The organism is Marinomonas vulgaris, assembly GCF_018145875.1.
Taxonomy (GTDB): Bacteria; Pseudomonadota; Gammaproteobacteria; order Pseudomonadales; family Marinomonadaceae; genus Marinomonas; species Marinomonas vulgaris.
Map to the genome: position 1 here is coordinate 33,106 of NZ_JAGSSV010000002.1, position 13,329 is coordinate 46,434.

Genomic DNA, 13,329 nt, shown 5'->3' on the forward strand with positions numbered 1-13,329 from the left:
ATGAGGCATAAACACGCGGATGAATAATAAAAGATTAGAGCAGTTTGGTGGTTGGTTATGGCTTGTTGTATTGTTGCTGGGTAGCCTGATTACTTTGTGTGTTGCTTTGTTTGCTTATTTTCAAGATGAACACAAGGTGCAGGTTTACAGCAGCACTTTGGCGGATAGAACAGAAACCCTAATTGAAGAACGTTTTCAACAGTTTGAATATGGATTACGAGCCACTCGCGGTGCCATTGTTGCGGCGGGAGTCGATGATATTACACGGCAACAATTTGAGCGTTACAGTAACAGTCGTGATATTGAAGGCGCCTTTCCCGGTGCATTGGGATTTGGTTTTATTCGCCGTGTTCCTGTAGATCAAGAAGCCAGTTTTGTGGCGCGTATTCGTAAAGATGGTGTGCCTGATTTTACCGTTCGTGCCTTAGCGGAGCACGATCAAGATCGATTTATCATTCAGTATATTTACCCATTTGTTAAAAATAGCCAAGCTCTCGGGTTAGACGTAGGGTCTGAGGCCAACCGACGATTGGCCGCTATGTCTGCAGCGAGAGAAGACAAAACCTATCTCACTCAACCTATCACCCTGGTTCAAGCAAATAAAAAAGCTCGAAAAGGGGCTTTGATACTTTATCCAATTTACACCGATGGTAAGGTACTAAATACCAGTGAGGAACGAGAAGACGCCTTAGTAGGCTGGGCATATGCGCCTTTAGTGATCGATGATGTGCTGGCTAATCTTGGAGAACTGACGGATCAAGCAGCCATTAGCTTAACCAACACAAAAGAAGGTGAGCCGTTTTACCGAGCTCATGATAGAGAGCTGTTGGCTTTAGATGACGAGAAAAAAGTTGTTCGTTCTATTTTTATATTGGGTCAGCAATGGGAGCTTGAGCTGATTCCTACTCTTCAGTCAACGGAGCGTATACGATTTTGGGATGTCGGCTGGGTGGTGGCGATAGGCTTGTTGTTGACGCTTTTTGCTATGTTGGCGGTAAATCTTCTGCGAACCAGTCGTTCGATAAAAGAACAAGAGATAGATATCCACCAAGTGGGCATTAAGAGTGTTATGACATTCTTCACCAGTACTAGGTTCAATCGCTCCTGGCCGTATACAGTATTGATTTTACTGGTGGTACTCTTCATCGCGACCTGGCTTATTTTACAAAGTAATTTGAAGCGAGTAAGCAACGAGCTGTCAGTAATAAAAGAAACAACGATTGAAAATATCAGCCAAGAAGCCGCGCAATATCGCCGTGATACTTTATTTCTAGCCAACACATCGCCTATCTTGAGAATTGAGACTCAAGTGGACAAAAGTATGCAGTCGATTAATCGAGACCAGGTTTACAACGAGTGGAGCGAAGGAAACTACGATTAAGAAGTTGCAAAACACTCAACTTCTCTTTTCCAAATAAAAAAGCACAGGATTCCACCTGTTTTGATGCTTTTCACCACTAAACAAGCTTATTTAGCCTTGTTTAGTGGATTTTTAACGGATTAACCCCTTGCCGCCCGTATCATCTGGTCAACTCTAAACACATTAGATAAGGCAAACAGCATCGCCAGTTTGTTATCATTTTTCTCTAAGCCGCGATAGACGACTTTCCTAAAACCAAACTGACGCTTTATGATCCGAAACGGGTGCTCTACTTTTGCTCGGATACTGGCTTTGAGGTATTCTGTTCGGATTGGTTGCTTGTTGATTCTCGGGTGTCTCTTGAGAAGACGCACCTTACTTGGCATTTCTGCAATCAGCCAATCCGCCTCGATGTCTTTTAATTCCTCTCGTTTTTGTGCACCTCGATAACCTGAATCCGCCGAGATAAAGCGTTCCTCACCATGAAGCAGGTTTTCTGTCTCTGTGATGTCATGTACGTTGGCGGCTGTTGTACTTAAACTGTGCGTCAGGCCTGTTCTCGCGTCTACACCAATATGAGCTTTTAAACCGAAAAACCACTGCTTACCTTTTTGAGTCTGGTGCATTTCGGGATCGCGTGCTTTCGCTTTGTTCTTGGTTGAACTGGCCGCTTCAATAATGGTGGCGTCGACAATTGTGCCTTCTTTTAGATAAATCCCAGCGCTAGACAACCACTTATTGACCTCTTTGAACAGCTGACGGGAGAGCTTATACTTTTCCAGTAAGTGCCTAAAATTCATGATGGTTGTGTGGTCCGGGATAGCACTGTCCAGCGACAATCCAGCAAACAAACGCATGGACGTGATTTCATAAAGCGCGTCTTCCATAGCAGGGTCGCTCATGTTGTACCAATGCTGCATACAGTGAATGCGAAACATGGTGGATAACGGATACGGTCTTCTTCCTTTTCCTGCTTTGGGGTAAAAAGGCTCAATAACGGCTTCAAGCTGATTCCACGGCATCAGCACATCCATTCGAGCCAAGAAAATCTCTTTACGTGTTTTACGACGTTTGTTGTTGAATTCGCTGTCGGCAAAAGTGAGTTGATGTGACATGGTCAGGCTCGAAGGTTAAAAATGAATTGTCTCATGCACGGGACTTATTCGCATCTTCCCGAACGAATTGCTGATGTTTTTAAGGCATATATGCTGTCTGTACCCGATGTACACCAAGTTCGCTTTATCGAAGCCAGTAATGGTTGGCAAGAGCGAGTTAAGGTACAGCGCCAAGGGAATGATCTTAATGTCATTGCTCGTGCAGCTTTGCAATCAAAAGAAAACGAGCCTTATATCAATGCCACGCTTGATGTAGGTGAAGGTAAGGTGTACGAATCCGACATTAATCTGAATCGGGAGTTTGGTAAAATCGAGCAACCAGGTCGCCCTGTTTGGCGTTTTTCTACGCCGCTTTTTTATGAAGACGGCAGTCCGTTTGGTATTGTCATTGTAAATGTCAGTGCCGATCGATTACTGACATTGTCTTCGGACAAGACTGTCGATCGAGCTAATTTGTATATCACCAATAAAGAGGGGGACTTTTTGCATCACCCCAACTCTTCTAGAACATTTACTTTTGAATATGGTTATTCAAATCGCTGGCAAGATGAGTTCCAACTTACGTCAGCTTGGATGATGTTAGAGCATTACGATTTAGATCGTTTTATTGGCCAAACGGGTGATGTGATCGTCAGCCAAGGGCAATTCTGGCTGGATGATAACAAAGAAGACAGAGCTCTTTCGGTTTATATATCAACACCATTAATAGCTTTAACTAATATTGTTCTCTTTCAGTCGATTGGCATATTAGCAGTACTTTTGTTATTTGGTGTCATCATTATTTCGATTCAATATCGAGTGTGGCTGTCTGAGAAAATCCGTCAGCGCGATGAATGGAATTTACAAATAGAAGCACAGCGTAGTAAAGAAACTGTGCGTTTTAAGGCGCTATTGGAGTCGGCGCCAGATGCGACCTTTGTAATAGATGATGCCGGTATTATTCAGCTGATAAACGCTCAAGCGGAACAAATGTTTGGTTATGAGCGTGTTCACTTAGAGCAAAATCCGATTCAAAAATTAATCCCGCAATATTTTTATCATGTTAGTGGGTTAATCGATAATGCGACGGATGTTACTCATCATGCAGTATTAATTGGCACTCAAGAAGAGGTTTTTGCCTTACGTGCTGATGGCAAAGAGTTCCCAGTAGAGATGAATGTTAATACTGTCAACTTGGACGATAAAATACAAATGTCCGTGTCGATTCGAGACATTAGTGAACGCCTCATTACTGAGGAAAAACTGCGTAAAGCACTAAGAGATGCCGAAATGGCGACAGAAGCCAAAAGTGCTTTTTTAGCCAATACGAGTCACGAAATACGCACGCCGTTAAACGCCATCATAGGTTTGGGGTATTTGTTAGCCGAAGAGAACCTTACAACGGCACAGCTGCAATTGGTCAGCAAAATCCAAATTTCGGGCAAGTCCTTACTTGGCATTGTTAACAACGTTTTGGATTTGTCGAAGATAGAAGCTAATGAAATGGAGTTGGAAGAGCAAGCGGTTGAATTACGAGAGCTCTTTGAAGAAGTGACCAGTGTGTTTGCCATTCAAGCGGAAGGGAAAAACCTAGAGTTCGAATTGGAAATGGCACCGAACTTACCCGTTTGGGTAGTGACCGACAGCGTGCGTTTGCGTCAAATTCTGACCAACTTACTCAGTAATGCACTTAAATTTACCAGCATAGGTAAAGTGTCGGTCAGGGCGAGTGTGTTATTGGATTCTGCTAAAACGGATAAGACAAGTGCAGAAAATGTAGTGGTTCGTTTACTGGTCAGTGATACGGGGATTGGTTTATCAAAAGAAGCACAATCGCGATTATTTAAGCCTTTTACTCAAGCTGATTCGAGCACCACTAGACGCTTCGGTGGAACCGGTTTAGGTTTGTCTATTGTGCATCAGTTAGTCAATCTTATGTCTGGTACTATAAAAGTAGAAAGCGCCGAAAGCGTAGGCAGTCAGTTCTGCATTGACCTACCTTTTCATGTGCAAACTATGGCCGAAGTTGCGCAACATGAAAATCAAAATCAAATGTTGTTTGTGCTCATTGCAGAAGATAACCCAACCGACGCGCGTTTATTACAACAAATGACACGAGCGCTTGGTTGGCGCTCTGAAGTAGTTAGTAATGGTGCTGAGCTGGTAAAAACTTTCTTGGCTCGAATCGACAACCATCTGCGCTCACCTGACGCTATCATTGTTGATTGGCAAATGCCGATAATGGACGGTATGAATGCGATTCACACACTAGAAAGCCACATTGGGCGCGATAAGCTTCCTGCGGTTCTGATGGTGTCTTCCCACGACAAAGAAAGCATCACCGGTGGCAACGAAGAAGATCTGGTGAATAATTTCTTAATGAAACCCGTCAATGCTTCTGCTTTATTTAATGCGGTGAATGATGTGGTGACATTTAACACTGGCAACGCCAGCCGCGTTTTGCAGTCTACTAACGCTGAAGCCGTGGGAGCGAAATGGTTACCCGGTATTCGAGTCTTAGTGGTGGACGATAGCTCAAATAACCTGATTGTTGTCAGTCATATTCTGGAACACAATGGCGCTATTGTTCAAACCTCAAACAGTGGTGAAGGAGCCTTGGCGCTATTAAAAGAATCTCCTGATGGGTACGATGCTGTCTTAATGGATGTGCAAATGCCCGGTATTGACGGACTCGAAACCACGCGACGTATTCGTAATGTACTGGGGTTAGTGGCGCTTCCTGTGATCGCCTTAACCGCTGGAGCTCTGTTAGAAGAAAAGAATCGCGCATTGGAAGCGGGTATGGATGACTTTTTAACCAAGCCGATTGATGTTTCCAGATTGATCAATGTGCTGCGCCGTGTTGTAGAAAATTTCCGCGGTAAAGAGATCCCCATTGAGCCTGCCGATGCACCTTTAGTGGAACAAGACGACTGGCCATCGATTATGGGGCTCAATTCGACAAAGTCAAAAAGCATTCTTATGAGTGATAAAGACTTGTTTTTGAATACGCTGAATACCTTATTTTTAGAGCATGGCAATTTATTAACGTCGCCACAAGAAGACATTGATGCAGCTGCTTTCATCGACTTACGTTTGCAGTTAGCGGCGCAAGTTCATAAGCTTAGAAGTGTGTCGGGCATGGTGGGTGCGGAAGAAATTCAGCAGCTAGCTGCCGAGGCAGAACGTATTTTACGAACCGATGATGAGTCAGCTAAGGATGTAATGATTGCTCTGTCTTTAGCGCTGCAAGAGCTTTATCAGGCAAGTGCACAGACATTAGAAGACTTCAAGCAAGATAAGCGAAATATCAATATGTTCGCGGCAAACGAGCCTGTGCAAAGCATTGATCAGGCGATGATTGAGCGTCTGTTACTGCTTTTAGAAGAGCAGGATTTGGATGCCTTAGAAGCCGTAGAGGAACACAGCGCCGCTTTACAGCAGGCGTTAGGCGAAGATACATTCCAGACTTTTCAAGGGCTTTTAATGCGCCTGCAATACAAGGAAGCGATTGTGATGCTAGAACCTCTAATAAACTCTATTAAAAATGCATAGTGGTAAAAAGATGAGAATAGACAATGAATTGGCTGATATTTTAATCATTGATGACGACACCGCCGTGATAGTAGCGCTGAATAAGGCGTTAAAAAACGTCGGCCGTATTCGTTTTGCCACGGATGCAAAACAAGCCTTCAATATGATAGAAGAATCGTACCCAGACCTGATTCTACTTGATGTGGAATTGCCAGATGTTCGCGGATTAGAAGTCTGTACCATGTTGAAAAACAACCCGGAAACAGAAAATATACCGATTTTGTTCATCACCAGTCATACAGAAATGGGCTTTGAAGAGAAGGTGTTTGACGTGGGGGCGGCGGATTACATTGGTAAGCCTTTGCAACCAAGGGTCGTTGCAGCACGAGTACAAACGCACCTTGATTATCATCGCGCTATTTCTTTGCTTGAGAAACTGGCGCATACCGATAGCATGACCACTCTCTATAATCGTCGAACTTTTGACGAGCAGTTAATTATAGAGTCCAAACGTGCTCGACGTGAACAAGAACCACTGACAGTGGTGATTTTAGACATTGATGAGTTTAAAAAATACAATGATCACTTTGGTCATATTGAAGGGGATGAATGTATTAAGCAGATTGCCTTGTCTTTGATTGAGTGCGCGAAAAGACCGTCCGACTTAGCGGCTCGATATGGTGGGGAAGAGTTTGCCTTACTCTTACCAAATACCGACAATGTAGGGGCCAAGCTTTTATTGACTGGTTTGCTGGAAAGTATTCAAGCATTGAATATTCAGCATGCTCCAGACACAGTTCACGATAGGGTGACGGTTTCCATTGGGTACAAAGTACTAGATCCTGTCACTGAAACCATGGTTAGCTCAGACGATTGGTTAATTGTTAAAGAAGCAGATAAGGCCTTGTATCAATCTAAACGCAATGGTCGTAACCGTATAACGGCTTTTACTGATCTTAACGAGGAAAACTCTTAGCCGCTATTTTATTTATGCAGTTCACATTATCAAAACAGCACAGGTGATTAAAAAGCACAAGTTTGTTTCTTATGAATAAACTTGTGCTTTTTGCTATCAGTTCAACTACTCGGCTAAAGTTTATTGTTAGGCTAAAGGGCCGCCTAGAATGGTTGTTCGTAAGCCTGCGATGATGTTTTCACCGGTTTCTTTTTTTAGCTCATCGTACCAAGCCTCAGTTTCTGCCATATCTTTGCCGTGGGTTACATCGCAGCGTTTACGCGCTTTGAGTACCAAATCTTTGACGCGAAAGCGTCGTTCGGCTTCATACTCTTTTAGCGCAGCGGTCACCCCCGACAAGGTGTACTCGTGATGGGCAAAACACTGGCCTAATACCACGGCATCTTCTAGCGCAGAACAGCCGCCTTGGCCAATGTCGGGAGTGGTGCTGTGAGCCGCATCCCCCAACAAAGCAATTTTGTCTTTAACCAAGGTGTCAAAAGGCTCGATGTCATGGATTTCGATGCGGTTTGTTGTTTCAGGATTAATGGCTTTAATAAGCGTTTGGACTGGCGCTGCCCAGCCTGAAAAGTAATCTGTGAGGTCATCGATTAAGGTGCTTCGATCTTCTTTCAGGCCTTTTGGCAATGGCACGTCGAAGAAGAAGTAAAAGCGACCTTCAGCGATCGGCATAATAGAAACACGCTTCCCTTCGCCCACAAACGTGGTCCATTGGTCGCCAGGGGCGATGTCCTCGTCAATATCAACCAGACCATTCCAGTTTACATAATCCGCGTAGCGGCGCTCCGTGTGATAACCAAGAACTTGAGTACGAACCGCGGAGTGGGTGCCATCGGCGGCAATCATAAAGTCGCCGCTGGCCTGAGTGCCGTCATCAAAAAAAGCGGTTACGCCATTGTCTGTCTGCTCAACGCGTTCAATACGTTTACCAAACTGAATGAGGTCACGCCCCCACCAGTCGATCATTTGGCTTTGCAAATCGGCACGCGATACCGGGCAAGGGCGCTCACCCACAGCGTCTACTAGTGGTGCCAAGCTAAATTGCGTCATCACCGATCCTGTTATGCCATCATGGTAAGCCATGTTGTGCATAGGGCCACCAAGCGCGTCCATAATGCTGCCCATGCCAAGGTGATTCATGCATTTCACACCATTTGACCAAATAGACAACGCCGCGCCTACTGGCCGGATTTCCTTTACTGCTTCAAAAATATCACACTCAATACCTTGCTGCTTTAACGCAGCAGCTGCAGACATACCACCAATACCAGCGCCAATTATTAATGCTTTCATTCGATTTCCTCTTTTGTTCATTGCGACCAGAGTGATGTGAAAGCTCTGGTTCGCTGTTAAATTAGGACGTTAGATAGGCTAGTAATCGCAATTAGCGTGCCATGAAACAAATGAACCCATAAAATATATGATGAAACCTTTGTTTTAGAGGTGTGTAGAATTGTCGCCGTATTTGCTTAGAAGCGTAAATAAGAGAGCTTCTAAGCAAACAGATGGATAAAGTGAGTTTTTTTAGTGCGTAATGAAATGTTTTGGTGCGTTTTGATAGTGTACCGAGTGACTAGCTGCCTCGATAAGTACTGTAAGCAAACGGGGAAACCAATAGTGGAATGTGATAGTGAGCGTCTTCGTCACTGATGCCAAAGCGAATGACCACTGTGTTTAAGAAATCTGGGGTGGAGGCCTCTTGATGTGCACTTTGCGTCGATGTCTTACTTTTAGCAAAGTATTCGTTAATCTCAAATTCCAGCTCGTATACCCCAGCGACAAAACTGTCAGCTTGCAGCAACGGCTGATCGCAGCGTCCATCATCGTTGGACAAGGTGCTGTGAATACACTCTCTTTGACCGTCACTGTGGTGTTTGAAAAGATGAATTTGAACACCCGCTGCCGCAATGCCTTTGGTGGTGTCTAAAATATGTGTGGTCAAATAGCCCATGGTTTTGCCTCTGATTTGGTTTGAGAATTTTGTTTCATATGTTTCAATAACTGTGCCATATGTTTCTGTATGGCATTTATCCGCATGGATGAATAAAATGGTATGGATAAACAAAAAAACACATCCGACGCCACATCTGCCTTGCGTCTTTGACTTTGGAGCCTTTTATGCACGACCCACTAGCCATGTTCGACCACTTTAATGAAGCGGATTTTATTTCCTTGTTTGGCCGTATTTATGAACATTCTGATTGGGTTGCAGAGGCATTATGGCGTCAGAAAGCTGAGCATCCAAGTGGCTATTTTAAAGATATGGCGACCATACAAGCTGCTATGCGCAATATCGTAGAGCAAAGCACAGACGAACAAAAATTGCTTCTACTGCGTGCCCATCCAGATTTAGCGGGTAAAGCCGCTGTGGCGGGTACACTCACCATGGAATCAACATCGGAACAAGCCGGCGCGGGGCTAGATCAGTGCTCAGAAGAGGAGCTTGCGCACTTTTTGCAACTCAATAACGATTACCATGAAAAATTTGGTTTTCCCTTTATTATGGCAGTCAAGGGCGCGACCAAAGCACAAATTCTAGCGGGATTTAAAGAAAGAACGCCCAATGACTGGCAAACAGAATTTGACCGAGCCATGAGCGAAGTACATAAGATCGCAGGTTTTCGTTTAGCGGATTTATAGCCAGTTATCGAGAGCTTATTTGGGTGAGGTGTTTATGGAGCAATGCCCCGACCCACGAATTACCGTGGGCCTGACTGCTTCTATTCCGGTAAGAATCATTATTTATCGATCATTTTTTCTTAGGTAGGCTCCATGGGAAGAGCCACATTTGAATCCATTGAACGGACTTGAACAGAAGTAAACTGATAATGGATAAGAAAATTAAGCCTGCGAAAGCTTGTGGGATTTTAAAGAAAGACGTAGAGAATTGGATGAAATACCCCAAGCCTTCTTCAGCAGCCACAAACTCTGCCACGACAGCACCAATAATCGCCAACGTGATGGAAACACGCAGGCCACTGAAAATGTGTGGAATCGCGTAGGGGATACGAATTTGCCAGGTTTCACGATAACGTGGGGCACGTAAAGATTGGCTTAACTCGATCATTTCAGGCGGTGTTTCCAACATGCCGGTTGTGGTGGAAACCACCAATGGAAAGAAAGTAATTAAACAAGTAATCAGAACGCGAGATGGGTCGTCAGTGCCCAGCAGCACAATGATTAAAGGCGCAACCGCTACCACAGGTGTTGACTGGATCACAATCAAAGCAGGGTAGAGTATGCGATTCATCAATTCTGAACGCATCATGCCAATAGACAAAGGCAAGGCAATAGCGATTGACAAAGCAAAGCCCATCAAAGCCACTCGTAATGTGGCCCAAAGGTGCGTCATCCAACGGGAAAATTCCACATTGAAGAAAGCCGTCACAATGGCAGAAGGGGAAGGCAAAATGTAATTAGGTACCTTGCCAACTACGCAGATGATTTCCCATAGAATAACCAAGCCGATAAAAAACAAGGCAGGTGCAAAACGGTTTACCTGATATTTTAACCAAGACTTAAGTGGGAGTGTTTGGTTCATAAATATATCCTCGGATTAAATCAGTTAATTCAGCAAAGCGTGCCGAGTTAATGGTCTGCTGTGAGCGTGGACGGGGTAAATCAACCTCAATCAAATCCAGAACCGTGCCAGGGCGTTTACTCATCACCAATATTCGGTCAGATAGAAGGACAGCCTCTGAAATAGAGTGGGTTATAAATAAAACGGTTTTAGGTTGAGCTTTCCAAATATCCAGCAAGTCAAAACCAATTTGTTCACGGGTGAGCGCGTCCAATGCCGAGAAAGGCTCATCCATCAATAAAATGTCTGGATTGAGTAGCAGGGCTCGAACGATACCAACACGTTGCTGCATACCACCAGATAATTCTTCTGGCATTTTATCGGCGAACTGAGTTAGCCCAGCCATTTCTAATAGCTCGTTTGCTCTTTTTTCGTCAGATGCACTGTAACTGCCATATTTGTGTTTGAGTGGGAAAAGGACATTTTTTCGTACTGTTAGCCAAGGCAATAAATTGGCTTTTTGAAACACAATGCCCACGTCGTCACGAGGTTCTGTTACGGGTCGGTTGAAAACCGATACTTCTCCATGTGAAGGAATGAGTAAGCCTGCAACCATACGCAATAGAGTGGATTTACCACAACCAGACGGTCCCACCACAGACACAAACTCATGTCTGTGAATATCAAGATCAATATCTTGCACAGCCATTGCCGCATCTGGGCGTGGGTCATATTTGTGACCCACACCTTTCATGCTGACATAAGCTGCACCTGTTGAGCTTTCGCTCTCAAGAGGCTTGTTTTCCATCTGAATTACTCCGGAATGAAGGCTGTATTGACAGAAGTTTGAGGGTCTAATGAAGTCTCAGATAGACCGTTTGCTTCAGCAACGTATTCCCATGTTTGCTGGATACGTTCTGGGTCAAATTTGCCCATGCCATCTTTTTCTGTCACGTCGTTGTAAACCAAGTTGTAGATGCTTTTTAACTGAGCAGCAACAATATCAGCATCCACTTCTGGCACCATTTCATGAAGGTCGATACCGGCTTTTTCTGGGTATTTGTAAGAGAACTCAATTGATTTAGCGAATGCCTTTATGAAGCGTTTTGCAACATTAGGGCGCTCTTCCAAGAATTTCTCAGAGGCTAATAGAGACGAGCTGTAAAGTGATAGACCAGAGTTTGACCACGGCATTTCGATAATTTCTTTGCCTGCACCAGCGGCTTGAGACTCAAATAAAGCCGTGTTGGTTACCCAGGCGATGATGGCGTCTGTGTTGCCGGTAATCATCATTGGGGATAAAGCGCCAGGGTCAGATTTAACTAACTGAATGTCGTCTTCGGTTAAACCGTTTTGTTTGAGAACCAATGGTAAAAAGGCATTTGATGAAGTAAAAGGTGACGTCGCCACTTTTTTACCCTTCAGATCTTTAATGGATTTAATACCACTGTTTTCAAGTGTGAAAAATGCATGAGGTGCTTGAGTAAAGTAAGGAAGGACAGCCACGACTGGAACATTGTCTTGTGCTCTTGCCGCCATGAGAGCACCAACATCTGATGTACCTATGTCAGACTGACCTGTTGCCATTTTAGTTAATGCATCGGTAGAGCCTCGTCCGCTGGCAATTTTTACCTCTAAATCTTCATCAGCAAAAAAGCCTTGTTGAATACCGACATAAACAGGGGCTTTATCACCACCAGGTAACCAATCTAATTGAAAAGTCACCTTGTCGGCGGCCATAACAGAAGCACTGGAAATGACACCGGCTAATAAAGATAAACGAAACGTGGTTTTTAGTGCTGTTTTCATAAGTCTGCTCCAGGTAATAGAGGTCGGGGTAGATTCTTTTGTTTCAATTATGATCTATTTAGCAACAAGTGTTCCATAATTGTTTCAGAGGCTGTTATTTTTTCAACTGACTGAAATATATAGAAAAATACTTATTATTTAACGTTTTGGTGGCTGGGCAAGAAAAAGTCGTAAAAAGTAGTCTGCTCATTAATGGTGCTGATGCTTGATCGCTATTGGTGCGTTTTAGTGATTTAAGGGGGGAGAGTGGTTTTTACATTTTCTCAAAAGAGCGTATTTCGTCGGCTGTTAAATGTCGCCATTGGCCTTGTTTTATATCCAGCTTAACCTGTCCAATTTGTTCTCGGTGTAAGCCGATGACGCGATTTCCCACCGCCGCAAACATGCGTTTTACCTGATGAAATCGACCTTCTGTGATGGTGAGTCGAACGTTGGTAGGCGTGAGAATGTCTAACTGAGCGGGGCGAGTGATGGCGGCTTCCCCTTGCAGCTGAATGCCTGCTGAGAAAAGTTCGGTGATGTCGTGTCCACGTGCTTCGGTTAACGGTCTCGACAAGGTCACGCGGTATACCTTGTGACAGTCGTTGCTCGGTTGAGTCAGGTTGAATGACCAACGGCCATCGTCGGTGATCAGCACCAAGCCTGTGGTGTCTGCATCTAAACGGCCTGCAATATGCAGCTCTTCGGTTTTTTCGATTCCCTGATCACGAAAAACAGACGGATAAACTTCGTCTTTGTTTGAGCAAACAGTATTTGCTGGCTTATGCAGCATAATGTAACGAAATGGCCGTGCGACCAAGCGCCGTTCACCCCATTCGATGGTGTTGTTTTCATGAACTTGGGTGGCAGCTTCGGTGACGATAACGCCGTTGACAGAAATCTGTCCTGCCAGAATACAGGCGGCAGCGTCTAATTTACTGAGGTCTGTGCTTTTGCACACATATTTATCAAGGCGCATGGCATATGGGTCTTAGTGTAAATGATTTTATTATCCGGTTTGACTCAGAATTAGCAACGGCGACTTAGCCGCTGGGCG

At 44.4% G+C, this 13,329-nt stretch carries 11 protein-coding genes; 4 read left to right on the forward strand and 7 right to left on the reverse strand.

Annotated elements, in window-relative coordinates; genetic code table 11:
• The first annotated feature begins 19 nt into the window (after window positions 1-19).
• The gene (locus J9B83_RS02445) at window positions 20-1,381 is read left to right on the forward strand and encodes a CHASE domain-containing protein (RefSeq protein ID WP_211535142.1); all 1,362 of its coding nucleotides are present in this window, start codon (window positions 20-22) and stop codon (window positions 1,379-1,381) included.
• A gap of 119 nt (window positions 1,382-1,500) precedes the next feature.
• Here J9B83_RS02445 and J9B83_RS02450 read toward each other — a convergent pair whose 3' ends face one another.
• Window positions 1,501-2,475 carry an IS5 family transposase gene (locus tag J9B83_RS02450; protein ID WP_211535143.1) on the reverse strand — a complete coding sequence of 325 codons (975 nt, stop codon included), beginning with the start codon at window positions 2,473-2,475 and terminating at the stop codon, window positions 1,501-1,503.
• Window positions 2,476-2,508: 33 nt separating this feature from the next.
• On the opposite strand from J9B83_RS02450, the gene J9B83_RS02455 reads away from it, so the two are divergent.
• Together J9B83_RS02455 and J9B83_RS02460 are read left to right on the forward strand one after the other, a co-directional pair.
• Window positions 2,509-6,009, forward strand: coding sequence for a hybrid sensor histidine kinase/response regulator (locus tag J9B83_RS02455; RefSeq protein ID WP_211535144.1), 3,501 nt, complete (start codon window positions 2,509-2,511; stop codon window positions 6,007-6,009).
• A gap of 10 nt (window positions 6,010-6,019) precedes the next feature.
• Window positions 6,020-6,964 carry a GGDEF domain-containing response regulator gene (locus tag J9B83_RS02460; RefSeq protein WP_236037073.1) on the forward strand — a complete coding sequence of 315 codons (945 nt, stop codon included), beginning with the start codon at window positions 6,020-6,022 and terminating at the stop codon, window positions 6,962-6,964.
• A gap of 126 nt (window positions 6,965-7,090) precedes the next feature.
• Here the strand turns inward: J9B83_RS02460 and hpxO are convergent, their stop codons facing one another.
• Window positions 7,091-8,257: an FAD-dependent urate hydroxylase HpxO gene (gene hpxO, locus J9B83_RS02465; protein ID WP_211535145.1), complete on the reverse strand. Its 1,167-nt coding sequence runs from the start codon at window positions 8,255-8,257 to the stop codon at window positions 7,091-7,093.
• A gap of 280 nt (window positions 8,258-8,537) precedes the next feature.
• Window positions 8,538-8,915 carry a hydroxyisourate hydrolase gene (gene uraH, locus J9B83_RS02470; protein WP_211535146.1) on the reverse strand — a complete coding sequence of 126 codons (378 nt, stop codon included), beginning with the start codon at window positions 8,913-8,915 and terminating at the stop codon, window positions 8,538-8,540.
• A gap of 167 nt (window positions 8,916-9,082) precedes the next feature.
• On the opposite strand from uraH, the gene uraD reads away from it, so the two are divergent.
• A complete protein-coding gene (gene uraD, locus J9B83_RS02475; protein WP_211535147.1) occupies window positions 9,083-9,604 on the forward strand; it encodes a 2-oxo-4-hydroxy-4-carboxy-5-ureidoimidazoline decarboxylase in 522 nt (173 codons plus the stop codon).
• A 109-nt stretch (window positions 9,605-9,713) separates the two neighbouring features.
• Here uraD and J9B83_RS02480 read toward each other — a convergent pair whose 3' ends face one another.
• From J9B83_RS02480 to J9B83_RS02495, 4 genes are all read right to left on the reverse strand, one after another.
• A complete protein-coding gene (locus J9B83_RS02480; protein ID WP_211535148.1) occupies window positions 9,714-10,505 on the reverse strand; it encodes an ABC transporter permease in 792 nt (263 codons plus the stop codon).
• Window positions 10,483-11,292 carry an ABC transporter ATP-binding protein gene (locus tag J9B83_RS02485; RefSeq protein ID WP_211535149.1) on the reverse strand — a complete coding sequence of 270 codons (810 nt, stop codon included), beginning with the start codon at window positions 11,290-11,292 and terminating at the stop codon, window positions 10,483-10,485. The genes J9B83_RS02480 and J9B83_RS02485 overlap by 23 nt, the downstream gene beginning before the upstream one ends.
• Before the next feature lie 5 nt (window positions 11,293-11,297).
• Window positions 11,298-12,293: an ABC transporter substrate-binding protein gene (locus tag J9B83_RS02490; RefSeq protein ID WP_211535150.1), complete on the reverse strand. Its 996-nt coding sequence runs from the start codon at window positions 12,291-12,293 to the stop codon at window positions 11,298-11,300.
• Window positions 12,294-12,546: 253 nt separating this feature from the next.
• Window positions 12,547-13,251: a pseudouridine synthase gene (locus J9B83_RS02495; protein WP_211535151.1), complete on the reverse strand. Its 705-nt coding sequence runs from the start codon at window positions 13,249-13,251 to the stop codon at window positions 12,547-12,549.
• Window positions 13,252-13,329: the final 78 nt, after the last annotated feature.

What these genes read in the sequence shown, in the direction of transcription:
- J9B83_RS02445 (WP_211535142.1), top strand. Translation starts at nt 20, where the DNA reads ATGAATAATAAAAGATTAGAGCAGTTTGGTGGTTGGTTATGGCTTGTT.
- J9B83_RS02450 (WP_211535143.1), bottom strand. Translation starts at nt 2,475, where the DNA reads ATGTCACATCAACTCACTTTTGCCGACAGCGAATTCAACAACAAACGT.
- J9B83_RS02455 (WP_211535144.1), top strand. Translation starts at nt 2,509, where the DNA reads ATGCACGGGACTTATTCGCATCTTCCCGAACGAATTGCTGATGTTTTT.
- J9B83_RS02460 (WP_236037073.1), top strand. Translation starts at nt 6,020, where the DNA reads ATGAGAATAGACAATGAATTGGCTGATATTTTAATCATTGATGACGAC.
- hpxO (WP_211535145.1), bottom strand. Translation starts at nt 8,257, where the DNA reads ATGAAAGCATTAATAATTGGCGCTGGTATTGGTGGTATGTCTGCAGCT.
- uraH (WP_211535146.1), bottom strand. Translation starts at nt 8,915, where the DNA reads ATGGGCTATTTGACCACACATATTTTAGACACCACCAAAGGCATTGCG.
- uraD (WP_211535147.1), top strand. Translation starts at nt 9,083, where the DNA reads ATGCACGACCCACTAGCCATGTTCGACCACTTTAATGAAGCGGATTTT.
- J9B83_RS02480 (WP_211535148.1), bottom strand. Translation starts at nt 10,505, where the DNA reads ATGAACCAAACACTCCCACTTAAGTCTTGGTTAAAATATCAGGTAAAC.
- J9B83_RS02485 (WP_211535149.1), bottom strand. Translation starts at nt 11,292, where the DNA reads ATGGAAAACAAGCCTCTTGAGAGCGAAAGCTCAACAGGTGCAGCTTAT.
- J9B83_RS02490 (WP_211535150.1), bottom strand. Translation starts at nt 12,293, where the DNA reads ATGAAAACAGCACTAAAAACCACGTTTCGTTTATCTTTATTAGCCGGT.
- J9B83_RS02495 (WP_211535151.1), bottom strand. Translation starts at nt 13,251, where the DNA reads ATGCGCCTTGATAAATATGTGTGCAAAAGCACAGACCTCAGTAAATTA.